We start from the raw sequence: 25,247 nt of genomic DNA on the forward strand, positions 1-25,247 counted from the left end.
TTTTTAACAGGCAACAAAACTCAAATATATGGATAACTAAAGTTTTCTTTTAGTATTTTTGTGAAAAATTAGCTAAAATGAACACTTTCAAGGTTTCTGTGCAAGAAACATCTAATAAATCTATTGTAAAATTTGAAGTCAATCAATTTATTACTAAACATCAAAGTTTTGAATTTAATAATATTGATGAAGCTAAAAATTCGCCATTAGCGCAACAATTATTCTATTTACCTTTTGTAAAAAAAGTTTATATATCTGGAAACTTTATTGCTGTAGAGCGTTATGACATAGTAGAATGGAATGATGTTCAAGATGAAGTATCTGAACAAATTGAAGCCTATTTAAATGATGGAGGCATTGTGGTTGAAGAAGCTGCAACACCTAAAAAAGTAGCTGTTACTGTCTATGCAGAAAGCACACCTAATCCTTCGGTAATGAAATTTGTTGCTAACAAAAAAATTGTTGCGGCACTTTTTGAATTCACTTCAATTGATGAAGCTAAACTATCGCCATTAGCGACTGAATTATTTCATTTCCCGTTTGTAAAAAGTGTATTTCTTGATGAGAATTATGTATCTATCACAAAATACGACATCACAGAATGGCAAGATATCACGATCCAACTGCGTGAGTTTATTAAAGATTACATCGAAAACGGAAAAGAAGTTGTGCTTCCAGAAGCTATTGAAACGTTACAAAAATCTACTAAACAAGTCGACAGCCATTTTGACTCGTTAGATGATGTTTCAAAAGAAATAGTAAATATATTAGAAGAGTATGTAAAACCTGCAGTTGCTAGTGATGGTGGAAACATTCAATTTATATCTTACGATCCTGCAAGTAAAAATGTAAGTGTTATGCTTCAAGGTGCTTGCAGCGGATGCCCGTCTTCAACATATACTTTAAAAAGTGGCATTGAAAACATGCTTAAAGAAATGTTACCTGGAAAAATTGAAACAGTAGAGGCTATAAACGGTTAGCACATTATGTAAATAAAACGTTATAGGGTATAATCACATATATCTGTACAGGTTTAAAATCTTGTAACTCTTATTAGTTTGCAAATAAATCTTGAAATATTAAGAACTGTAAAACATGGGCAATTTTATTTTAGTGCATTATTTGTTACAGAGTATGCTTTAAATTTTATAATCGTTGTTTCTTTTTAAATATAATTTTATAGTTAAATATTTAAATCAAATTTTAGGTTAACCATTTATAACAGTTTACTCTATTAAATTATAAATTTAATGATGAAACAAGAATACCAAATGTTAATGTCTTAACAAGATTTGAGTATATTGTAAATTAATATGAGCTTTTGGCTAAAAGTAAAAGCGAGTTTCATTTTTAACTAAAAAATTGTTTTTAAATCAATTCTTAAATAGGAAAGGTATGAAATATGCACAAATGTGCATTATTGTATTTATTTTGAGTTTAGACCTAGGTGCTCAAAACGGAATCAAAAAGTTTGATTTTACAAACATCAAAGAGGGAAAATCTAAGGTTGCAGTAACCACCATTATTCAAGACCATTATGGGTTTGTATGGTTTGGAACTGCTGGTGTTGGTCTTAGCCGGTTCGACGGGATTGACTATGTAAACTACAAGCATTCCTTAAAAGACTCTACATCTATAAGCAGTAGCCTTGTTTACTGTTCATATTTAGATAAAGAAAACAAATTATGGTTTGGCACAGAAGAAGGGTTAAATTTATACAATAGAAATCTAGATCAATTTACGAGAATACCACTTTACAATGAAGATACAGGACAAGAGGAGAATTTAGCTATTAGAAGTATCTGTGGTGATTATAAAAACAACTTGTTTATTGGAACCTATGGAGATGGTTTATACAAACTAAATCTTAAAACATTAAAGGTTGTTGAAGTAGTAAATTCCTCAAATTTAGACGGTTCTTTTATTTCAATATTCGATTTAAAATGCAATAATGAAGGAAAGGTGTTTGCTGGAACTAATTTAGGTTTATTGGAGTATGATAACATCACTCAAGAGCTAATTTATTCCAAAATAAACAATAGTGTTGCGTCTATAAAAACTCCTATACAATCTCTACTAATTGATCATAAAGATATTTGGATTGGAACAGAATCGGAAGGGTTAATATGTCTAAAATATCGAGATTCAGATGTCATTGGTTACCGAGTAGTTAATTCTAAAATTACTAATAAAAGGGTTTTTTCTATTGTTAAGCTCGCTAATGGAACAATTTTGTTAGGAACCGAAAACGATGGACTTATACACTTGGACACTAATGGCAATGTTCTTAATAAGTACCTATATAACAAAGAAGACGAAAATAGTTTGTTATCTAATTCCATTTGGTCTCTTTTTAGAGATAAAGATAACCGTATTTGGTTAGGGTATTACAATAGTGGTGTTAGTATATATGATAAATTATATGACAAATTTAACCATGTAAAAAGTATAAAGAATAATAAAAATTCGCTTTCAAACCCATCTGTTACCGGTTTACATAAAGACAAAGAAGATAATTTATGGATCTGCATGGATGGAGGCGGTGTTGATATATATAATATTAACAAACAAGATTTTATCCATATCAATACAAAAGATTCTAGTATATATTCCGGCTTAACTAGCGATTATATTGAATGTATGTTTGTAGATAGCAAAAATAATATTTGGCTAGGTAGTTGGAGTAAAGGTCTGTTTGTTTTACCAAATGGATCTAAAAAATTTATAAATTATAATATTAAAAATACTAATGGGAATTTAGCCTCAAATACCATTTTAAGTATTACAGAGGATAATGAAGGAACCATCTGGATAGGAACATTCTATAAAGGGCTTCACTCTTTTAATCCTCAAAACAAAACCATTAAAAGACATGATTCTAAACCGTTTTTAGAAAATAATTTAGTTGAGGTTGATGTTAGAAAAGTTTTAGTGGATTCTAGACAAAACATTTGGGTAGGAACCACTAGTGGATTATTTAAAGTAATAAAAGATGATGCGAACCATTTTTATGTAGTTTCATATGAAGATGAAATGGCTAAAGAATTCAATAATCAAATAACTTCTAGTCATGTGTTAACGCTCTATGAATCTTTAAACAAGCAAAAAATTTGGATAGGTACAAGAGGAGCTGGTCTTTGTGAATATGACTATAATGATGACACATTTTCCTGGTATAACAATCAAAATGGCTTTACAGGCGAAAACATTACAGGAATAACACAAAGCAATAACAGCGACTTATGGATTAGTAGCAATTCTGGTTTATATAGGTATGAGGCAGAAACTTCAAAATTCACAAATTTCACATATAACGATGGTTTATTATCAAATGACTATAATATTAATGCTGTATTTAAAGATGGAGGAGGAAATCTGTATTTTGGCAATTACAAAGGCGTAGATTATTTTAACCCAAATAAAATTGAAACAAATAAGAATTTACCTTCGGTATATCTTACAGATTTTAAGTTGTTCAATCAAAAGGTGTTTCCTAAAAAAAATAAAGCACCATTAAATAAAGTAATCTCTGAAACTGAAGAGATAAAATTAACTCACAAACAATCTGTCTTTACTATCGAGTTTACTGCAATAAATTATACAAGACCAGAAAAAAATCAATTTGCATATTATTTAGATGGTTTAGAAAACTCTTGGAATTATGTTGGTAACACAAGAAATGCTACCTATACTAATTTAGATTATGGGACATACACCTTTAAACTAAAAGCGGCTAATAATGATGGTGTTTGGAATGAAACCCCAACAAGTATAAAAATAACCATACTTCCGCCTTGGTGGAAAACAAATTGGGCCATACTGGGCTATATTTTATTGTTTATACTTGTGTTATTAATCCTTAGAAAAACTGGTCAAGAGCGCTTAAAAGAAAAGCAATTAATAGCTTACGAAAGAGAAACAAGAAAACAAAAAGAAGCTTTAAACGAGAAAAAATTTCAATTTTTCACAAATATTTCACACGAATTTAGAACACCGCTAACGCTAATTATAAATCCTCTTGAAGATATTTTAAGAAGTAATAATTTAAGTATACCAGAAATTGTAAAAACAAAACTTAAAACAGTTCATAAAAACACAGATAGACTGCACAGGTTAATAAACGAACTTTTAGATTTTAGAAAACTAGAACTGGATAAAATAAGGGTTAAAGCTAGTAGAATAAATCTTGTGCAATTTATTAAAAGTGTAGTAAGCCACTTTAAAGAAGAAGTATTAGCAAAACAGATATACCTGTCGGTTGATACAGATTCTCTTGATATCCCTTTGTGGGCAGATAGAAGTATGCTAGAAAAAATTATTTTCAATCTACTTTCAAACGCTATTAAAATTACACCAAATGGTGGTTCAATAAATATTGAGGTGCGTTTAAAAGAAGACAAAGTTATTATGCCGTTGGTAAATGATGTTAAACCCATTGATGTTGTAGAAATAATTATTTCAGATTCTGGACCAGGTATAGATGAGGAACAAGTAAATAAAATTTTTGAAAGATTTTATCAAGTAGAAAACTTAAATAACACTTATTATGGCGGTACGGGAATAGGCCTAGAAGTTGTGAAAAGTTTCGTTCATCTACATAAAGGAGCTATTGAAGTTAACAGCCAGCTAGGAAAAGGAACAAGTTTTATAATAAATTTGCCATTAGGTAAAGACCATTTTAATACAAATGAATTAGCTATAGGAATTGAGGAAATAAAAGAAATTGAAGAAAGTTTTGTTAAGCAAAATAGTATTGAGAACATCACAGAAAAAGCAACTCAAAATAAAAAACCGACTCCAACACATACATTACTCATTGTAGAAGATAATTTAGAACTTCAAGCATACCTGCAGCAAGAACTTAAAAGTGATTATAATATTTATACCGCTACAAATGGATATGAAGGGTTAGATATAGCAACTAAAATTTTACCAGATATTATACTAACCGATGTTATTATGCCCAAAATGGATGGGTTTGAGTTTTGTAAAAAGGTAAAAAGTGATATAAAAACGAGCCACATCCCTTTACTTATGCTAACAGCTAAAACCAGAATAGATAACCGGATGGAAGGCATAAAATTAGGTGCAGATGCCTACATGGTAAAACCTTTTAACCTTAGGCTTTTAAAATTAAGACTCGCCCAACTAATTACAAGCAGAAAGCTTATTTTCGATAAATATTTTAGTGTTATTAGCGAACTTCCAGAAAACACTAAAACAACCTCGATAGACAAAGAGTTTATTGAAAAGGTTTTAAATTATATTAATGATAATATAAGCGACCCGAACCTGAATGTTGAAATGTTAGCAGCAAAAATGAGCTTAAGTAAAAGCCAGTTTTACCGTAAAATAAAAGCTCTAACTAATCAAACAGCAAATGAGTTTTTAAGAAACATAAGACTTCAAAAGGCAAAACAGATACTTGAACTTGGAAGTGCAACAGTTGGCGAGGTATCTTTTAAGGTTGGTTTTTCTTCTCACTCCTATTTTACAAAATGTTTTAAAAACTATTATGGTATTTTGCCTACTAGCATAGAAGTTAACAATTAAATTGTTTTCAAAACACATTTACATTGCACTTTCAAAACCAACAATTAGCAGTCAACACAACCTTTATGTTTTTCTAAACTAAACCACAGTTTTACTGGTAATTCTCACCATTTTGCTTTAAATGTACCAACGAATGCTTAACATTTACCAATAAATATCCACGCCCTTATATAATTTTGTTTACATAAAGTTTAAGCATTAAAAAAATAGGAGTCGCTTACAGGATAATTTTATAACAACAACAATTTAATATTGATTTTATTCTGCTTCATTTTATAGTTTAACCTTTCATTTAATACCAACGTAAAAAGCAAAAACTAAAATGAATAAACTAATAATTAGCAAACAAAGCCTCTACATTATAATTGGTGTGCTATTTCTTTTCTCGTGTAACAATCAAGAAAAGAAATACGATTACCAGTTTCAAAATCCAGATCTTGAATTAAAGCAGAGAGTAGCTAATTTAATTGAGCAGATGTCTCTAAAAGAGAAAGTGTCACAAATGCGCTATGACGCTCCAGCTATAGAGCGTTTAGGCATCCCAGAATATAATTGGTGGAATGAGTGCCTACATGGTGTAGCCAGAGCCGGTGAAGCAACAGTATTTCCCCAAGGTATAGGTATGGGTGCAACCTGGAACCCCGATTTAATATATGAAATGGGAGAAGTCGTATCAGACGAAGCAAGAGCAAAACACCATAAATCTAAATCAGACGGAAAAAGAGGCATATATCAAGGTCTAAATTTTTGGACACCAAATATTAATATTTTTAGAGATCCACGTTGGGGAAGAGGCCAGGAAACTTATGGTGAAGATCCCTTTTTAACAAGCAGAATTGGGGTTAATTACATAAAAGGCCTTCAAGGCAATGATGAGAAGTATTTTAAAGTTATTGCTACCGCAAAACATTTTGCAGTACACAGCGGCCCAGAAAAATCAAGACATCAGGATAATTATCAAACATCAAATAAAGATTTATATGAAACCTATTTACCTGCATTTGAGGCTGCTATAAAAGAAGCAAAAGTACATTCTGTAATGTGCGCCTATAACAGATATAGAGATGAAGCATGCTGCGGCAGCAACTTACTACTAAATAAAATTTTAAGAGACGATTGGAATTTTGAAGGGTATGTTGTTTCAGATTGTTGGGCTATTAATGATTTTTGGGAACCAGACAAACACAATATAGTTGAAACTCCGGAAGAAGCTGCGGCTTTAGCTGTTGATAGAGGTACAGATTTAAACTGTGGTAGCGTTTACGATCCTAATTTAACCGAAGCGGTACTAAAAGAATTAATTGATGAAGAAAAAATTGATTTAGCCTTAACTCGATTATTCACAGCACGTTTTAGGTTAGGTATGTTTGACCCAGACAATCAAGTTAAGTGGTCTAAAATACCATATAGCGTTGTTGCTAGTAAGCAGCATCATAACTTATCTGAAAAGATTTCTAAAGAATCTATGGTTTTATTAAAAAACGAAAACCAAACATTACCTCTAGATAAAAATATTAAATCTATTGCTGTAATAGGACCAAATGCCAACTCCAAACAATCATTATTAGGAAATTACCATGGCACTCCCAAAAACCATATTACCCCTTTATTAGCAATTAAAAATAAATTACCAAATGCTACTGTAAATTACGCCTTAGGAAGTGATATTGCTGTGGGTTGGCCCATGCTAAACACCATTCCTTCTAGTGTACTTAAAAATGGAAACGAAGAGGGTTTAAAAGGTGAATATTTCAAAAACATGAATTGGGAAGGAACGCCCGAATTTACAAGAAATGACAAAAGCATAGATTTTACTTGGGTAGGTGAAAGACCTTTAGATAATCTTGAAAAAGATGTTTTTTCTGTGAAATGGACAGGAGAATTAATTCCAGCAGAAAGTGGAGCATATAGAATAGGATTACGAGCAAGTAGTGGAGGAAAGCTGTTTTTCAACGACACTTTACAATTTGAGTTTAGTGATGATCATGAACCAAAAACGAGATATTTTGATGTGGATTTGGTAAAAGGAAAGTCAAATACAATAAAGATAGAATACTTTAACTATCATGCAGATCCCCAAGCTCAATTAGTTTGGGCAAAAACAGATCAAGATTTAATTACACCAGCAATACAGGCAGCGAAAAACTCTGAGGTTGTCGTATTATGTTTAGGGCTTTCTCCATCCATTGAAGGCGAAGAAATGCCTGTTTTACTCGAAGGTTTTGATAAAGGCGATAGATCGGAAATTACATTGCCTAAAACTCAAATTGAGTTAATGAAAAAAATACAAGCTTTAGGAAAACCAACCATTTTAGTTTTAATGAATGGTAGTGCGCTAGCAGTAAATTGGGCGGCAGATAATATTCCCGCAATATTAGAAGCCTGGTATCCGGGAGAACTTGGAGGTAAAGCCATAGCAGATATTCTTTTTGGAGATTATAACCCTGCAGGAAGATTACCTGTAACATTTTATAAATCAGTAAATGATTTACCAAACTTTAAAAACTACAATATGGAAAACAGAACATATAAGTATTTTAAAGGAGAGCCCCTGTTTCCATTTGGTCACGGATTAAGTTATACCAATTTCACCTATTCAAATCTAACCATTTCAAACGTAGTTAATATAGGTAGCGATATTAAAGTAAAGGTAGATGTAAAAAACTTAGGAGAGCTTGAAGGTGATGAGGTTGTTCAATTTTATGTATCACATAATAATAAAGATAAAACCACACCAACTAGGTCGTTAGTAGGTTTTGAAAGAATCACGTTAAGTCCTAATGAAACAAAAACAGTAACTCTAAGTATTAAACCTAAACAATATGCTTTAATATCAAATCAAGGTAAACCGATAATTAATCCAGGTTCTATAAGTATCTGTGCAGGAGGAAAACAACCTGGTTTTAAAGGTGTAGCAGATGCGAATACAACCACAGTTGTAGAAAAGAAAATATCACTAGTAAAAAACTAAATACCACTAAAAAACTAAATAATTAATAACTAAACTAATTTAATATGATGATGAAATTCAAACTGGCAATCATTGCTTTTGTGATGATTTGCACACAAAATGTCTTTTCACAAAATAATTCGGTGTCGGGCGTTATCACTGATGAATCTGGAATGCCCTTGCCCGGTGTAAACATTATAGTTAAAGGCACAAAAACAGGTAACATAACTGATTTTGATGGTAATTACACATTAACCAATATATCTAAAAACAGTATTCTTGTTTTTAGTTATGTAGGTTATGCAACTCAAGAAATTGCATACACAGGTAAAGGTAAATTAAACGTAACTTTATTAGAAGACACTTCAAAATTAGAAGAAGTCGTAGTAATTGGTTACGGTACTTCGAAAAGAAAAGACTTAACAGGAGCAATATCTTCTGTTTCTGCTGAAGAACTAAAAGACCAGCCTTTTTCTTCTGTTGACCAAGCCTTAACTGGTAAAGCGGCAGGTGTAACGGTTTCTCAAAACTCAGGAGCTCCTGGCGGAGGTGTTTCCATTAAAATTAGAGGTATAACATCGCTTTATGGAAATGAGCCCCTTTATGTAATAGATGGTACGCCAATATTTGCAGATAGAAATAATACATCTTTAGATTTAGGTGCAGCCACAGGAGGAGGTTCTGGGCAAAATATAAACTCTGCGCTGTCTGGTTTAAACATGTCAGATATTGAGTCTATTGATATATTAAAGGACGCATCGGCTACTGCTATCTATGGAGCAAATGGTTCTAATGGTGTGGTATTAATAACAACAAAAAAAGGAAAAAGAGGAAAAACAACCATTTCTTTTGATAATTACACAGGTATTCAAAGTGTTGCGAAATACTATGACATGATGAATCTGCAGGAATATGCACAATATACCAGCGATTTGTTAAAATCTGATAATAGAGATGTTCCATTTATATTTCAAAACCCGAGCTTATTGGGGAAAGGTACAGATTGGCAAAAAGAAATTTTTAGAAGTGCACTAGTTACAAATAACCAACTTTCGGTTTCAGGAGAGAAAGACGGAACGCGATATTATACATCCCTAGGCTATTTTAAACAAGAAGGTGTTATTGTAAATACCAATTTTGAGAGAATTTCAATGCGTTTAAATATTGACACTAAAGTTAATGACTGGTTTAAGGTAGGTAACAACATATCCTTAAGTAATGTTAAGCAACGCATTGTTAAGAATGATGACAGGGGTGGTATTGTGTCTTCAGCCTTACGTTTAAGTCCTTTAATTCCTGTAAGATTTCCAGACGGTAGTTTTGGAGCACCAGGAGGAGGTGTTAATGGAGCATCTAATAATTATGAGGCGGTAAACCCTGTAGCCTATTCAGAATATGTTAACAATCTCGATAAAAAATTCAAAATAAACGGAAATTTATTTGCAGAGATTTCATTCTTGAAAAATTTGACTTTTAGAAGTGAATTGGGGTATGATTTAAATGCCGGCGACGGAAGAGTATTTATCCCTACATATGAAAACATTGGTACCGCTGCAAATGAAGTAAACTCTTCACTTAAACAGCAAGATCAAGGGTATTATTGGACGGTTAAGAACTTTTTGACATATAACAAGAATTCGGATAATCATAGCATAAACGTAGTTTTAGGTCAAGAAAGACAAAAAAGTAATTTTGAATACCTAAGAGGTTCTAGAAGAGATTTAGAAGGAAATAATGAATTTGACAATTTAGTATTAGGATTAAAATCGACCTCAGAGGTAGATAATCAAAGTTATGCTTGGGCTATGCAATCTTACATTGCAAGAGCAAATTATAACTATGACAGTAAATATTACTTAACAGCCTCTATAAGAGCAGATGCATCGTCAAATTTCGGACCAAACAATAAATGGGGTTATTTCCCTGCAGTTTCTGGTGCTTGGACCATTTCGAATGAAGATTTTATGAAATCCTCATCAGGTACCATAAATTATTTAAAATTACGAGCTGGTTACGGTGAAGTTGGAAACCAAAATATCCCTAGTTTTTTATATCAAACACAATTTTCTGCCGTTCCATCATCTAGTGGACTTTCTTATGTTTATACAGTAGATGGAAACCCAGACATTAAATGGGAGACTTTAAAATCTACTAATCTTGGTTTAGAAATAGGTTTGTTAAATGATGCCATAAAACTAGATTTTGATTTGTATCAAAAGAAATCCTCAGACCTTTTAATACAAAGACCAGCAGATGATAGAACTGCAGGAAGAGTTCTACCTTATGAGAACGTAGGTGAAATGGTTAATAAAGGTTTGGATATAAAATTGAACACCAGAAATATTCAAACAGATAACTTTTCATGGAACTCTACTTTTATCTATTCAACATACACAAATGAGTTAACTAAATTCTATGGGGGCACAAAACCATTAACGGCAAACATCCCGCAGTCAGATGGAGAATTATTGTATAGTTATGTTGAAGAAGGACAACCTTTAGGTCAAATTTACGGGTATGTTACAGATGGTATTTTTAGAACCCAACAAGAAGTTGATGATAGTGCCATACAAGTCCCTGGTAAAACCAGCGTAGGTGATATTAAATTCAAAGATTTAAATGAAGATGGTGAAATTACACTTGACGACAGAACCTATATAGGGTCCGCTCTGCCAAAATTCACTTTTAGTGTAAACAATAATATTTCTTATAAAGATTTTGATTTAAGTGTTGTACTAAATGGGTCTTACGGTAATAAAATTTACAATCAAAATAGATTTTACACAGAAGCACTACGTTTCTTAGGCGAAAATCAATCAACCGATGCTCTAAATCACTTTGTTGTAAATTATTTACCAGATGGTGTTACTCTAGATGACGCCGCAAATCTTGCTCAAGATACAGACATTCCAAGAATTGATTTAGCAAACGGTAATTCAAATACACGAGTTTCTGACCGCTTTGTTGAAGACGGATCTTATATTAGAATCCAAAATATTACTATGGGATATAATATTAACTCGGATGTTTTGAGTAAAACAAATTTCTTTACTAAAGCAAGAGTATATCTATCAGGACAAAATTTATTCACATTCACCAAATATTCTGGTTTAGATCCAGAAATTGGAAGTAGAAATTCAGATATAAGGTTTGCAGGTTTAGATGTGGGTAGATACCCATTGGCCAAAACAATAACCTTAGGTGTTAATCTAACATTTTAATAAGCTAAAATTGATTATTATGAAAAAACAAATAAAAAAGGTATTGATACTATTGACTGTAATTCTTTCTATAGTATCATGTTCAGAAGATTTCACCGAGTTAAGATCGGAGAATTCATTGTGCGTTGACTGTTTACCTCCAGGAGCATCTCCATATGAAGGCATTCAAAATGGATTATATACAAAAGGATGGTTTGATTATAATTTTAAAGGTATGATTACCCAAGGAGATACCTATGCTGGGAACGTATGGGCCAACGACGGTGAATTTAGACCATTTGCAGAAGCATCTGTATTAAATGACAATGCCGTACTAAATAGTAATTGGACAGCCTTGTTTTCTGTTGTGAACCAATCTAATTCCTTAATGCAAGATTTAATTAGAGACAAAGAGAACATTCCTGAAGATGCTTTTAACCAAGGTATTGGAGTTTCTAAATTTATGAGAGGTACGGCCTATTATTATTTAGTGAGAATTTGGGGTCCTGTTCCAATTTTTGATGAAAACTCCGATGGTATAAATGCTAAGAGGAATTTAGAGTCTGATGTTTATAAATTTATCGAGATGGATTTAGCAGATGCCGCAGAAAAATTAACAACAGAACCAAAAACGGGAAGAATTGGAAAATACTCTGCCATGGGTATGTTGGCTAAAGTGAAATTAAATTTGAAAAAATATAATGAAGCAGCAGATTTATGTAGAGAAGTTATAACTAGTGGTAAGTTCGATTTACTTGAAGAATATGGCAATTTATTTAACAACCCAAACTTTAACAATAGTATAGAGAGTTTATTCTCTTTACAATGGACGGTTAATTGTAATGAATGGGGCACCCAAAACACAGAACAAGCCTTTATCGTGCCATCTGGTTCAGGTATAACAGGAGGCGGAGATGGCTGGGGGTCTTACATGCCAACTACAGATTTACCAGGATTATACGAAGATGGAGACAAAAGAAGAAAACCATCCATTATGGTTGATGGTGATTTTTATCCAGAGTTATTAAGCAAAAAAGATGGTTACACTTTTAATAAACTTCCTTCTCAAACCGCATTAAATTTTAGAAAATATATTGTTGGTTCGCCAGATGATGGATATAACGTGTGTTTCATGCGTACAGACCAAAACACCAACATGTTAAGATATGCAGATATATTACTAATGATGGCCGAAGCAAAATTAGGAGACAATGCTTCTACCTCCGATAGTGAAGCAATTTCAGCTTTTAATAGAGTTCGATCTCGTGCAGGTTTAAGTTCAGTTAGTAACATTACTCAATCCAGTCTATTTAAAGAAAGAAGAATAGAATTTTTATTAGAAGGCCAATATTATTTTGATCTTCAACGCAGAAATAGAGCCGATGCATTGGCAGAAATCGCAGCACAAGAAAGAGGATTTTTTGGAGATGATGCTAGAACTGAGCTAGTTTCTATTAAAATCACTCCAACAGATGATTTCTTTTCGATGCCTCTACCATCTGGCGCTATAAGTATCAATGAGAATTTAACAGCTGCGCCTGTTCCATTTAATTTTTAAACTACAATTATGAAAAATTTGATAAAAATATATTTAGTTTCGGCCATTCTTGCCCTTACATTATTTTCATGTTCTGAGGACGAGGTCGAATTACCCGCAATAACTTCTTTTTCTTCACAAACAAGTCCAAATGCATCAGGTACTCCTGGTGAATTACTTAAAATTGAAGGCACAAATTTATCTGGTTTGGAAAAAATTATTCTGGACAATAAATTAGAAGTATCCTTTAATCCTAATTTAAATTCATACAATGCCATCTTTTTCAACATACCAAATTATGATTTTGAAGATCCATATAATTTTGGAGTTCAGCCTATAAAGTTCATAACTGCAAATGGAGAAATTGATTCTCAAATTAACATTTTACAACCTGCTCCTGTTTTTAGTAAACTTAGTGTTCCTAATCCTAAACTAGGAGATAAAGTAACCATAAAAGGAAGTTGGTTTATAAATATTCAATCTGTTACCTTTGGTGAAGACCCATTAGAATATACATTAGTTTCAGATCAAGAAATGTATTTTATAGTACCAACTGATGCGACCGAAGGACAACATATTGTTATTACAACCGAAGCCGGAAGTACAGCAATTGTGGAAGCCGGTCCTGGTATTTCGAACACTACCTTTGTTGATATTAATTTCGGATTTGTTGATTACTTGTTTGAAGATTTTGATGGTAACGGTTTATACACTAGTACTTGGGGGTTTTATGGAGATGCAGGTGATTTGTCTGTAACCGCCGCAGGCGAAACCGGTAATTGTGCCCAATATGATTATAATGGAGCAACAACATTCGGTTATAATGGATGCCAGAATAATGAAGCCGGTGCTTTTTTACCCAATACAGCTACAGAGGCTACCAAAGCAACGTTTAAAATGATGGTAAATGCAAACGCAGGTGCTTCTTTTGATGTCATTTTAGACACTTGGGCTTATAATTTTACAGTATCAACTAGTGGTTGGCAAGAAGTTTCAACTACATTAGATCAATTTGGATCTAATTATAACCCTGGGAACGCAGCAACAGATACTGAAAAAATTGATCCGTCTGGTATCTTACAGGTTAAAGTTTCTTTACCTAATAATGGTACTTCTTCAAGTGTTCAATTTGATGATATTACATTCAGGGTACAGGAATAACCCTAAATATATAAAGTAATATAAAAGGTTACTAGATTAAAAAACAGTAACCTTTTTTAAATATAAAAAAATGAGAATAATTAAAATAAAAATGGGAATAGCTTTTTTTTTAGTACTCACACTACTAAGTTGTAGTAAAGATGGAGGTAGCTCATCTTCTGATCCAGTAATTGTTTTAGGAACACCTTTTGCTTCTAATGCCAGCAGTATTACAGATAATTCTTTTACTGCAAATTGGGTTGTAGTACCCGAAGCAGAAAGCTATTTGATTGATGTTTCAACATCAAACAATTTTTCAAACTTTGTAACTGGGTATAATGCTTTAGAAAAGACTGGAACTACGGCCGAAGTTATGGGACTCTCCCCTGGTGTTAGCTATTTTTACAGGGTACGAGCTAAACAAGGTAATGAAGTTACAAATAATTCAAATATTATTACAGTTACAACAACAGGCAACCAACCCGAAGATCCAACCTACCTAAAGGTAAAGGCTAATGCTCTACCTAATCCTTTTTATGTAGGAGTTGCCGTAAAAGCAAACCAGCTAACAGATGGAAGTTCTTATGATGCCGTATTAAAAAATGAATTTAGTAGTATTACTGCAGAATATGAAATGAAAATGAATCCAATTTCTACAGGGAGTGGCTCTTACAGTTGGGACGCTGCCGATAAAATAGTTAACTACGGCAATGATAACGGTATAAATGTACATGGCCATGCTTTAGTTTGGCACAATGCAGTACCAGATTGGCTATCCAATTTTTCAGGCACAGATGCTGAATTTGCATTAGAAGTAAAAAAATACATTACCGATGTAGTTACCCGATATGCCGGAAAAATTAAATCGTGGGATGTTGTAAATGAGGCTGTTGATGATAATGGCAATATGCGAAGCACCATTTTTCTTCAAAAAATGGGAGCTAACTATATTAAAGATTGTTACCAATGGGCAAGAGATGCTGCTAATGCTGCAGGGGATACAAACCTCTTGTTATTCTATAATGATTATGCTACCTCAACCAACATACCTAAACAGAATAAAATGTTTACAATAGTTGATGATTTAATGACAAGCAATCTCATTGATGGTGTTGGTTTTCAGATGCATAACACCTATTTAAGTCCCACTAAAGAACAAATAGAAACCGATATCAATAGAGCGGTTGCCTTAGGTTTGAAAATTCATGTTTCTGAGTTAGACATTCAAGTTAACCAAAATAATGATATTACTTACCTTACCGAGGAAAGGAGTTTAGCCCAAAAAGAGAAGTATAAAGAGATTGTTAAAATATACAATGCGCTTCCTGATGCAAATAAATACGCTTTAACTGTATGGGGTTTTAAAGATAATGAATCGTGGATACCCTATAGTACAGATTTAAATCATCCAGGCAACGACTGGCCATTATTATATGACAATAAATTTGAATTGAAAGAGGCTCACACAGGGTTTCTAGAAGGATTAGATTAATAGTTTTAGTCAAGCGTGTAAGAAATCGTCTAAGAAGAAATTTTAGGCGATTTTTTTTGCTTTATGTTTTGTGCTTTTTATACATCTAACTAGAAAGCATCTTTAGCTAACTTTAGTTCTTGATAAATAGCTCGCTATATGTAACTATTTAAGTAAAAAGAAATCTAATTTAAACACAATTATTGGATGAAAAGAGCCTAATCTAGTTATGTAATACTTAAAAGTGTTTAATAAAAAAACACCTACATCATTTAAAACTTTAAAAAAGAAAAGATATAGGTGTTGGGTAATTAAACTAACTAAACAATTAATTTATACTTATTGGGAGTGTTTTTGTTATGTTATTTGATGCATTGCCAACATAGATAATATAAGCACCTTTTTCTATATCCCAATCAGATTTATCTTCATTATAATAAGCCAGAGCGCTTACAGGTATATCAATACTAACGGTTTTTGTATTGCCAGACTGAATATTAACTTTGCTAAAACCCTTCAATTCTTTTAAAGCTCTTTTTACTTTAGATTTTTTCTTACCTACATACACTTGCACGACTTCTGCGCCACTTTCATTACCAACATTATTTACATTACAAGAAACTGTAATTACGTCTTCTGTATTATACTTCTTTTTATTGGTCTCAACATTAGAAATACTAAAACTTGAATAAGATAATCCATATCCAAAAGCATATCGAGGTTCTATGTTTTTGGTATCATGCCACCTGTACCCTACTAATATATCTTCTTTATAGTGCTGATTAGTACCATCTCCCGGATAAGATAACTCACCGTAAAAATGAGCTCCATTATCTTTTAATTGTTTAGGAAATGAAAATGGTAATTTTCCAGAAGGATTGACATCGCCACTTACAACATCTGCAATAGCATGACCCGCCATACTTCCTAAATACCAAGTTTGAATTAAACCATCAACTTTATCTAACCAAGGCGTTTCAACAGCATTTCCAGTTACCAATAGCATTCCTAAATTAGGATTAACAGCTTTTAACTGATTAATGAATTCTTCTTGATTATACGGAAGCTCATAATATTGCCTATCGTCACCTTCACAATCCTGTAAGTGGCTTTTGTTTAGTCCACCAACATACAAAACTATATCTGCTTTCTTAGCTGTTTCAATAGCCTGAACTCTCAGAGAATCTTGATTTAGTTTAGATGGAATAACATTATCGTAAACAGAAGGTCCTGTATGATACCCCATAGCATGAATAATTTTAGCGTTTCTATAACGTTGCTTCATGCCTTCAAGAGGCGAAATTTCAAATTGGGGTTTTAATTCAGATGAACCACCTCCTGCGGTCATAGAACGTGTAGCATTTTCACCAATAACAGCAATAGTTAAACCTTTTTTATCTTCAATTGGAAAAAAGTTGTTTTCGTTTTTTAATAACACAATACCTTCTTGAGCCACTTTTCTAGCTACCTCATGATGTTCCTTGTTATTTATTCTTCCAAAACCTCTGTTAGGTTTTAAAGTGGTACGATACATTAATCTTAAAATACGTCTCACTTTGTCATCAACCACAGATTCTTCAATCTTGCCTTGTTTTATAGCTTTTAAAAATGGAGAAGCCAAATAATAGTAATCATAATGGTTGGAAGTCGTTGTACCTAAACCGTCTGTTCCTGTTCCCATTTCCATGTCTAATCCATTAAGCGCAGCTTCCATGGTATTATGCGTAGAGCTCCAATCACTAATTACTACACCATCAAAACCCCAATCTTTTTTTAATATTTTATTAGTTAATAATTCATGGTGAGTGGTATGCTGTCCTCTAAACTTATTATAGGCTCCCATAATAGACCAAACGCCCGCTTCGGTTACCGCAGCTTTAAACGCAGGCAAATAAATTTCATGTAAGGCTCTATCACTAGCTTCTACATTTATAGTACTTCTCAAATGCTCTTGATTATTTAAAGCAAAATGTTTTACACATGCAGCCACATTATTTTTTTGTACACCTTTAATATATGGCACAACCATTACCGAAGCCAAATAAGGATCTTCTCCTAAATATTCAAAATTCCTTCCATTTAAAGGTGTTCTATAGATATTAACACCAGGCCCGAGTAATACATCTTTTTCTCTATAGAGCGCTTCTTCACCAATGCTATTACCAAATTGAGATGAAAGGTTTGGATTAAATGATGCAGCCAAACATGTTAAGGCAGGAAACGCCGTAATGGAGTCGTTTGTCCATCCTGCATAATCCCAAGAATCCCAACTAATTTCTGCCCTCACACCATGGGGTCCATCAGACATCCAAATTTCTGGTATTCCTAACCGTTCAACCCCTTTAGTACTAAATTTTGATTGTGCATGACACATAGCTACCTTTTCTTCTATTGATAATAATGATAGAATACTGTCAATTTTCACATTTATAACATCTTCTTGAACCCTTTTTGCAACCGTATTTTGAGAATAGATTATACTAATAGTAAAGAAGGTAAATAGGAGTGAAATAGAATATTTATTCATGCTAAGTTTTTTTAGACAATTAAAGTGTTTATTATGATTGTAAAAATAACGCATCACCCTAAAGTAGTTTAAAACTAATCAAGCATTTATTAGAATAATTACACTATTAAGCTAGTTTAGTAATACAACAAAGGCTAACCCGCCTTTATATTCTAACAATTTCATTCTTATTCTAAAAAAATGTTTTTAAAACAAAAACACAATTTAGCAAGTAAATAAATATTACAAAACATTGAAATAAGCTTATCATATAATTTTGTACCTTGCTTAATAAATAACATTATTCACACTAAAATATAAATATTATGGCAGTTTTAAAAGTAATTGAAATTTTAGCAAACTCAGAAAAAAGTTGGGAAGACGCTACTAAAAAAGCAGTAAAACATGCTTCAAAAAGTCTTAAAAATATTCGTTCTGTATATGTTCAAGATCAAAGTGCAAGTGTAAAAGATGGTGAAGTTGCAGATTTTAGAGTAAACTTAAAAATCACGTTTGAAGTAGAATAAACATCACTTCACATAAAACTTAAAGCGTTCTATTTATTGGACGCTTTTTTTATGGTGTAAATTCGCTAACTTTGGTGGATGTAGCTTCTGCAATCAACACAAGTTCAAGAAGTCTTAAAACTCATAAAGCAATGACACTAATATCTATTATACTGATAGCCTTTGTATCTATTGAGCATTTTTATTTTTTATTTTTTATTTTTAGAAATGTTTTTTTGGACCAAACCTAGAACAATAAAATCTTTTGGTCTAAAATCTAAACAATTTGCCGAAGACACTAAAGTATTAGCCGCGAACCAAGGGCTCTATAATGGGTTTATTGCTTCAGGTCTAATCTTCTCTATTATTCAAAAAGACACAAGTATTGCAGTTTTCTTTTTAATTTGTGTGACTATTGCAGGTATTTACGGGTCTTATTCTACAAAGCAAATAAAGTTGTTTTATGTACAAGCAATTCCTGCTATTATTGCATTAATTATACTTTATTTTAATGTTTAAAAATTAAACATTAATTATAATTTTACTAATCAAAAAAACTCTTAAAAACACATTATGGAATTAGAAAGTATTAACACACAAAAATGGATTGATTTGGGTACTGAATATGGCCTAAAAGTAATTGGAGCCATTGCTATTTGGATTATTGGTTCTTGGATTATCAAAAAAATAACAAAAGGTATTTCTAAAGTAATGACCAAGCAAAATTATGATGAGAGCCTACAAAAGTTCTTACTTAATTTAATAGGTTGGATATTAAAAATACTTTTAATACTAACTATTTTAGCTAATCTAGGTATTGAAACGACATCTTTTGCTGCTATTTTAGCTGCTGCAGGTTTGGCTATTGGTATGGCTTTACAAGGTTCTTTAGCTAATTTTGCAGGTGGTGTTTTACTAATGATTTTTAAACCAATAAAAATTGGTGACTTAATTGAAGCTCAAGGTGAACTTGGTGTGGTAAAAGAAATTGAAATCTTTACAACTAAAATAGTAACACCAACAAACAAAGAAGTTATTATACCAAATGCTGCTTTATCTAATGGAAATATTACTAACTACTCGACCGAAGGAAAACTACGTGTAGATTTAACGATTGGTGTGAGTTATGATGCAGACATTAAACAAACCAAAGAAGTGTTATTGAAAGTGCTTACAGATAACCCTCAAGTATTACAAGATCCTGCTCCTTCTGTAAATGTATCTGAACTAGCTGATAGTTCTGTTAATTTTGCAGTAAGACCATTTGCTACAGTTGCAGATTACTGGGATGTATATTTTGGTACTATTGAAAAATGTAAAATAGCTCTTGATGCTGCAGGTATTGAAATACCTTATCCACATTCAGTTGAGATACATAAAGATGCTTAAACATAGTATTTAATCAACACTATTTTAAAGACCCTTCAATTTTAAAACTTGAAGGGTTTTTTATTTTATTTCTTTTTAGGCTTTAAAGCCACAAAGTCTTTTAAATAATAAGGCTCAAAATAAGCCACATCTTCAATCTCTGCATTTTGAAATTTATTGTAGGCTAACAAACTCATTTGGTTTGCAGAAGGTAACCTATCTTCTATAAAAACAGCATTTGCATGGGTAATTAGGGTTTTTGTTTTTTCAACACCATTACCAACAAAATAGACTTTTCCTTGCTCTAAATAATCACTAAAAGAAGATTCGTCAAGAATTTGAGCTTGAGTTTCTCTAATTGAATTGTAATTTGAATCGTATATAGCAGAATACACTTCCATGCGTCTGGCATCAAGCATAGAAACAATTACGCCTTCATCCATTTTAACTTGATGTGCAAGCGCCTCTAAGGTTGGAATAGAAATTAATGGTTTGTCTAAGGCGAAACAAAGTCCCTTTGCCGCCGAAACACCTATTCGTAAACCTGTATAAGATCCAGGACCTTTACTAACCGCAATAGCATCTAAATCACTTGATGTTATTTTGGCTTCTTTTAAAACGTCGTTTATGTATACATGAAGTCGTTCTGCATGGGAATAGCTTTTATCGTTATCTTCTTTTAAAACAATAGTTTCACCATCTTTTGAAAGCGATACGGAGCAATTGGTTGTTGCTGTTTCTAAATTTAAAATTAAGCTCAAAATTATTTATATTTTTCAATAATATCTTTAATAACCTTAGAGGTTAACTCAAAACCTTTGAGCGTAGGATAACCTTCCCACCGCACTATACCATTTGGGTCAATTAAAACACAATGAGGAATGCCTTTAACTTTATAGCTTCTTTTAGACCTTTGCTTTGTATCTATGGCACTAAAATAAGTCATTACAGGGCTTTTCATTTTATTTACCGTGTACTTTGTTTCATCTGTAATCCCAATAACTACCAATTCATCCTTGAATTCAGATTGAAATTTATTTAATTCAGGAATGGCTTGTTTACAGGGTCCACACCATGTTGCCCAAAAATCTATTAAAATAAATTTGCCTTTTGTATCTGGTTTATCAGAAAGCCACTTTTCAACAATTAACTCTGGTGCTTTTTTGTCTAAATAAGATTTTGCCCAAAGCTGTTTTTTTACTTGCGCACTTAATGATATACATAAGAAACTGAAGAAAACTAATATAAATGATTTCATTCTGTAAATATAGAAATATCTAGTTTGTTAAAGATTTACCCATATAAAAATCTAAAACTTTTGTTTTAAAAACAAAATCATATTTAGCGTTTATCAAAGAAGACTCAGCATTTATTAACTGCACTCTAGCCTGTTCTAAATCGAAGGCCGTTAAAGCTCCAATATCGTAACGCTCTTTTGAGTTATTAAAGGCTAAGGTTTGAGATTCTAATGATTTTTTTGCAGCAACAAAAGCTTTAAGAGCTGCCTGAGCATCTGTGTAGGCACGTTGGATATTTGATTCTAAATCTAGTTTCGCCTGCTCTAAATTAAGCTTACTATTTTCTTCTTGAATTCTAGATTTAGCAACTGTTGTTTTATTTTGAAATCTAGAAAAAATTGGAATATCTAAGCTTAAACTGAATCGGTGACCTTTTTGCTGATTTAACTGTGTAAAGAAAGCCTCCTCCGTATCAATTAAATTTGTAAAAAACACATTTGAACCAAAACCATACCTCGCTGAAAGTGTTGGATAAAAGCCACTTTTAGAAATTTCCGTACCTAAAATTGCGTTTTCAACATTTTTTTCTGCAGCTTTAATTTCAACTCTGTTTTGTAACGCAAAATTTAGAATTGGATTTACATTATCATAAAGTAATGCCGTTGATGGGGTATCTATGTTAATGATTTCAATATTAAACCCATTGTAATTGACTTGTAATAATTGAGATAAAGTGAGCAATGCCAAGTTGTAATTATTTTCTGCCAGAGTAACCTGTTGAGAATCTCTACTCAAAGTTGCTTCAGCATCATAAAGATTAGCTTTTGGCTGAACACCAGCATCTACTAATTCATTTACTTGATCTAACTGTTTTTTACTAAATATGTATTGTGCATTTGCAGTCTCTAGTCGTTCTTTATTAAAAAGTACATTCAAATAAGAGTTTACTACATTTAATGAAATATCATCTCGTATTCTTTGTAATTCTAATTGATTAGTCTCTAAAGTTAATTGAGACTGTTTGTACAAATTAGTTAATCTAAATCCATCAAAAATAGTTTGATTTACTCCAAGACCAATAGTTGAGGTGTTATCTGTTCTATCAACAAACTCTCCTGGAAATAACTCTCTATTCCCTAAAGATAGAGTATGAGATGCATTGGCAGACACAGATGGTAAAAATTGACCTTTAGATGCAATAATATCTTGCTGATTACTAAGTAATGTATTTTGACTTTGTTTTACCGAAATATTGTTTTCAAGTGCATGATTTACACATTCTTGTAGTGTCCATACTTTTTCTTGTGCAAAAGAAAAAACAAAGGATAACAAAAAAAGCGAGACCATAATTCTTTTTAGATCTACAAGGTTTTTAAAACCTTGTAGGACTTTACTTATGTTATTATTAATCTTCTTCATCTTCGTTATCTTTTGATGCTTTATTCCAAACTTTAATTTTATCGCCTTCTTCAACACCTTCTGTAATTTCTACATTAATGCCATCAGAAAGTCCTAACTCAACATCTTCTTTTTCGAATTTATTGTCTCCAGTCATGATTTCAACAAAAGGCTTTTCTGTAATTCTATTGTATTGTAATAAGGCTTCTCTTATTACTAAAACACTATCCTTATTTTCTATATCTATTTCCGCATTAGCGCTATAACCAGCTCTAATGTTTGTTAAAGAATCAATAGTAACATCTGCTTTTATAGTAAACTGTACAGCTCCATTTTCCTCGATTCCTTTAGGTGCTACAAACGTTAATTTTGCAGGAAACTCTCTGTCGTTAATGGCTCCTAAAACAACTTTAATATCTCTACCTTCTTGCACTTTTCCAACTTCGGCTTCATCTAACTTTCCTTCAAAAATCATTAAGCTCATATCTGCAATAGTTGCGATAGTTGTACCTGCATTAAAGTTATTACTTTGAATCACTTGATCACCTTCACGAACTGGTATTTCTAAAATAGTTCCTGGGATTTGAGCTACAATATTAGTATTCGCTGAACTCCCTCCGGAAATTGAACCACGTTTAATAATTTGATAATCGTTTTGAGCTTGTGCTAAAGATTCTTTTGATTGATTGAAAGACAGTTCGCTATTTTCAAAATCTTGTTGAGATATAACACCTTTTTCAAATAAGGTTTTATTTCTTGTATAAAGTACTTTTGCATTATCAAAAGATAGTTTAGCAGTTGCTATTCTACTTTTTGAAGCTACCAAACTCTGTTCGTTTGGCACTACTCTAATAGTTGCTATTAGATCGCCTTTTTTAACTTTATCGCCTTCTTCAACAAGAATTTTATCTACAATACCCGAAATTTGAGGTTTTAATTCAATTTCTTCTTCTGGGTTTAATTTTCCTGTTGCTACAGCTTTTGTATTTATTGAGCTATAAAAAGGCTCTTCTACTTTAAAGTCTACAACGTCTTTAGAGTTGGCATCTTTAAAATACTTTAACACAAATACTAATGCTATGATAGCCACTAATACTAAAATAATTTTTACAGTTTTGTTCATTTTTTTGATTGTTTATTCTTCTCTTAATGCTTCAATTGGTTTTATACTGGTCGCTTTAAATGCTGGTATTAATCCTATTAATGTGCCTAATACAACTAGAATGATTAATGCTATAAACACCACTCCTATAGATACGGATGCGTTTACAATAGCAGCATCTTCACCTTGGCCAAAGAAATGATCTAACAAAATTAAAATCCACCCTCCAGTTATAATTCCAAATAGCCCTGCAACTATAGTTAAAAATACAGCTTCAACAACTATTTGTCTTTTTATTTCGAAAGGTGTGGCGCCTAAAGCTCTGCGCACACCAATTTCTTTGGTACGCTCTTTTACTGTGATTAATAAAATATTACCAATAGCAAATACACCTGCAAATAAAGTGGCAATACCCACAAACCAGGTTAAAAATTGCATCCCAGTTAAAAAGCCTGTTATTTTAGCAAATTCGTTTCCTAGGTTAAAACTTCCAAAGGCACGCTGGTCTTTAGGATGAATTTTATTCAGGTTTTTAAGTAATAATTTGGCGTCTTCTTCAATTTGCTTGATATCATATTCTGGTTTCCCCGTAATCATCATCCAACCAATTTGATCGCCTTGATTATATATTTGCTGAAATGTAGTAAACGGAATGTGCATATCTGAAGTTGGTCCCATATTGACATTTCCATTTTCGAAAATGCCAATAACCATAAAATTGATATTATTTATCTCAATATACTCACCAATAGGCATAACATCTTTTTCAAAAAGTTGTTTATAAGCATCTTCAGATATAACAACTACTTTTTTATTATCATCAATATCATTTTGATTAATGAATCTACCATGGATGAGCTTCTTTTTTTGAACCTGATCTAATAATGGATAGTCTCCATTTATACTAAAGCTACTGGAAAGGAAATTTCTAACTACTGTAGATTGATTTTGATTTCTAGGCACAAGAAACTCAATACCTTCTACATTCTCTTCTACTTTTTTAGCATCAGTTAAAGATAATTTTACACGCCTGCCTTCTTGAAACCCTTTAAAAGGTTTACTAGTACTTTGCCCCCAAACAAAAACGCTATTGGTTGCAAAACTTCCAAATAAACGGTTAAAAGAATTTTCTAAACCCTTTGCTGAACCTAAAAGCCCAATAAGCAGTAAGATTCCCCACCAAACACCTACCATAGTTAAGATAGACCTTAGTTTGTTTTTACTAAAGCTATCGTAAACTTCTTGCCATGTATCTCTATCGAATAAAAATTTAAACAT

General features: G+C 32.2%; 16 protein-coding genes. 10 read left to right on the forward strand and 6 right to left on the reverse strand.

Annotated features, from left to right (window positions below; genetic code table 11):
• The first annotated feature begins 77 nt into the window (after positions 1–77).
• The 7 genes from SJY43_RS02420 to SJY43_RS02450 all read left to right on the forward strand — a co-directional run bounded on the left by SJY43_RS02420 (position 78) and on the right by SJY43_RS02450 (position 15,872).
• On the forward strand, positions 78–980 hold the full coding sequence (locus SJY43_RS02420) for a NifU family protein (protein WP_396602256.1): 903 nt from the start codon (positions 78–80) through the stop codon (positions 978–980).
• Positions 981–1,395: 415 nt separating this feature from the next.
• Positions 1,396–5,553: a two-component regulator propeller domain-containing protein gene (locus tag SJY43_RS02425; RefSeq protein ID WP_396602257.1), complete on the forward strand. Its 4,158-nt coding sequence runs from the start codon at positions 1,396–1,398 to the stop codon at positions 5,551–5,553.
• Between the two features lie 322 nt (positions 5,554–5,875).
• Entirely contained in the window at positions 5,876–8,524 is a 2,649-nt protein-coding gene (locus SJY43_RS02430; protein ID WP_396602258.1) for a glycoside hydrolase family 3 C-terminal domain-containing protein, read from the forward strand.
• Positions 8,525–8,568: 44 nt separating this feature from the next.
• Positions 8,569–11,724 (forward strand): SusC/RagA family TonB-linked outer membrane protein, encoded by a 3,156-nt coding sequence (locus SJY43_RS02435; RefSeq protein WP_396602259.1) that lies wholly within the window; start codon positions 8,569–8,571, stop codon positions 11,722–11,724.
• A gap of 19 nt (positions 11,725–11,743) precedes the next feature.
• On the forward strand, positions 11,744–13,261 hold the full coding sequence (locus SJY43_RS02440; protein WP_396602260.1) for a RagB/SusD family nutrient uptake outer membrane protein: 1,518 nt from the start codon (positions 11,744–11,746) through the stop codon (positions 13,259–13,261).
• Between the two features lie 9 nt (positions 13,262–13,270).
• Complete coding sequence (locus tag SJY43_RS02445; RefSeq protein WP_396602261.1) at positions 13,271–14,401, forward strand: IPT/TIG domain-containing protein; 1,131 nt, start codon at positions 13,271–13,273, stop codon at positions 14,399–14,401.
• Positions 14,402–14,471: 70 nt separating this feature from the next.
• Entirely contained in the window at positions 14,472–15,872 is a 1,401-nt protein-coding gene (locus SJY43_RS02450) for an endo-1,4-beta-xylanase (protein ID WP_396602262.1), read from the forward strand.
• A 307-nt stretch (positions 15,873–16,179) separates the two neighbouring features.
• Here the strand turns inward: SJY43_RS02450 and SJY43_RS02455 are convergent, their stop codons facing one another.
• The gene (locus SJY43_RS02455) at positions 16,180–18,378 is read right to left on the reverse strand and encodes a beta-glucosidase (RefSeq protein WP_396602263.1); all 2,199 of its coding nucleotides are present in this window, start codon (positions 18,376–18,378) and stop codon (positions 16,180–16,182) included.
• A gap of 305 nt (positions 18,379–18,683) precedes the next feature.
• On the opposite strand from SJY43_RS02455, the gene SJY43_RS02460 reads away from it, so the two are divergent.
• The 3 genes from SJY43_RS02460 (at position 18,684) to SJY43_RS02470 (ending at position 20,252) form a co-directional block, all read left to right on the forward strand.
• A complete protein-coding gene (locus SJY43_RS02460; protein ID WP_396602264.1) occupies positions 18,684–18,884 on the forward strand; it encodes a dodecin family protein in 201 nt (66 codons plus the stop codon).
• A 207-nt stretch (positions 18,885–19,091) separates the two neighbouring features.
• Positions 19,092–19,382, forward strand: coding sequence for a DUF1304 domain-containing protein (locus SJY43_RS02465; RefSeq protein WP_396602265.1), 291 nt, complete (start codon positions 19,092–19,094; stop codon positions 19,380–19,382).
• A 54-nt stretch (positions 19,383–19,436) separates the two neighbouring features.
• The gene (locus SJY43_RS02470) at positions 19,437–20,252 is read left to right on the forward strand and encodes a mechanosensitive ion channel family protein (protein ID WP_396602266.1); all 816 of its coding nucleotides are present in this window, start codon (positions 19,437–19,439) and stop codon (positions 20,250–20,252) included.
• A 65-nt stretch (positions 20,253–20,317) separates the two neighbouring features.
• Here the strand turns inward: SJY43_RS02470 and tsaB are convergent, their stop codons facing one another.
• From tsaB to SJY43_RS02495, 5 genes are read right to left on the reverse strand one after another with little or no spacing between them, the layout of a single operon-like run.
• Entirely contained in the window at positions 20,318–20,992 is a 675-nt protein-coding gene (gene tsaB, locus SJY43_RS02475; protein ID WP_396602267.1) for a tRNA (adenosine(37)-N6)-threonylcarbamoyltransferase complex dimerization subunit type 1 TsaB, read from the reverse strand.
• A 2-nt stretch (positions 20,993–20,994) separates the two neighbouring features.
• Entirely contained in the window at positions 20,995–21,489 is a 495-nt protein-coding gene (locus SJY43_RS02480) for a TlpA family protein disulfide reductase (protein ID WP_396602268.1), read from the reverse strand.
• Between the two features lie 19 nt (positions 21,490–21,508).
• Positions 21,509–22,888: a TolC family protein gene (locus SJY43_RS02485; protein WP_396602269.1), complete on the reverse strand. Its 1,380-nt coding sequence runs from the start codon at positions 22,886–22,888 to the stop codon at positions 21,509–21,511.
• The gene (locus SJY43_RS02490) at positions 22,875–23,990 is read right to left on the reverse strand and encodes an efflux RND transporter periplasmic adaptor subunit (RefSeq protein WP_396602270.1); all 1,116 of its coding nucleotides are present in this window, start codon (positions 23,988–23,990) and stop codon (positions 22,875–22,877) included. Before SJY43_RS02490 ends, SJY43_RS02485 begins: the two co-directional genes overlap by 14 nt.
• A gap of 12 nt (positions 23,991–24,002) precedes the next feature.
• The gene (locus SJY43_RS02495) at positions 24,003–25,247 is read right to left on the reverse strand and encodes an ABC transporter permease (protein ID WP_396602271.1); all 1,245 of its coding nucleotides are present in this window, start codon (positions 25,245–25,247) and stop codon (positions 24,003–24,005) included.

Source organism: Algibacter sp. R77976 (assembly GCF_044594645.1).
Taxonomy (GTDB): domain Bacteria; phylum Bacteroidota; class Bacteroidia; order Flavobacteriales; family Flavobacteriaceae; genus Algibacter_B.

What these genes read in the sequence shown, in the direction of transcription:
- SJY43_RS02420 (WP_396602256.1), top strand. Translation starts at nt 78, where the DNA reads ATGAACACTTTCAAGGTTTCTGTGCAAGAAACATCTAATAAATCTATT.
- SJY43_RS02425 (WP_396602257.1), top strand. Translation starts at nt 1,396, where the DNA reads ATGAAATATGCACAAATGTGCATTATTGTATTTATTTTGAGTTTAGAC.
- SJY43_RS02430 (WP_396602258.1), top strand. Translation starts at nt 5,876, where the DNA reads ATGAATAAACTAATAATTAGCAAACAAAGCCTCTACATTATAATTGGT.
- SJY43_RS02435 (WP_396602259.1), top strand. Translation starts at nt 8,569, where the DNA reads ATGATGATGAAATTCAAACTGGCAATCATTGCTTTTGTGATGATTTGC.
- SJY43_RS02440 (WP_396602260.1), top strand. Translation starts at nt 11,744, where the DNA reads ATGAAAAAACAAATAAAAAAGGTATTGATACTATTGACTGTAATTCTT.
- SJY43_RS02445 (WP_396602261.1), top strand. Translation starts at nt 13,271, where the DNA reads ATGAAAAATTTGATAAAAATATATTTAGTTTCGGCCATTCTTGCCCTT.
- SJY43_RS02450 (WP_396602262.1), top strand. Translation starts at nt 14,472, where the DNA reads ATGAGAATAATTAAAATAAAAATGGGAATAGCTTTTTTTTTAGTACTC.
- SJY43_RS02455 (WP_396602263.1), bottom strand. Translation starts at nt 18,378, where the DNA reads ATGAATAAATATTCTATTTCACTCCTATTTACCTTCTTTACTATTAGT.
- SJY43_RS02460 (WP_396602264.1), top strand. Translation starts at nt 18,684, where the DNA reads ATGGCAGTTTTAAAAGTAATTGAAATTTTAGCAAACTCAGAAAAAAGT.
- SJY43_RS02465 (WP_396602265.1), top strand. Translation starts at nt 19,092, where the DNA reads ATGTTTTTTTGGACCAAACCTAGAACAATAAAATCTTTTGGTCTAAAA.
- SJY43_RS02470 (WP_396602266.1), top strand. Translation starts at nt 19,437, where the DNA reads ATGGAATTAGAAAGTATTAACACACAAAAATGGATTGATTTGGGTACT.
- SJY43_RS02480 (WP_396602268.1), bottom strand. Translation starts at nt 21,489, where the DNA reads ATGAAATCATTTATATTAGTTTTCTTCAGTTTCTTATGTATATCATTA.
- SJY43_RS02485 (WP_396602269.1), bottom strand. Translation starts at nt 22,888, where the DNA reads ATGAAGAAGATTAATAATAACATAAGTAAAGTCCTACAAGGTTTTAAA.
- SJY43_RS02490 (WP_396602270.1), bottom strand. Translation starts at nt 23,990, where the DNA reads ATGAACAAAACTGTAAAAATTATTTTAGTATTAGTGGCTATCATAGCA.
- SJY43_RS02495 (WP_396602271.1), bottom strand. Translation starts at nt 25,247, where the DNA reads ATGTTTAAATTTTTATTCGATAGAGATACATGGCAAGAAGTTTACGAT.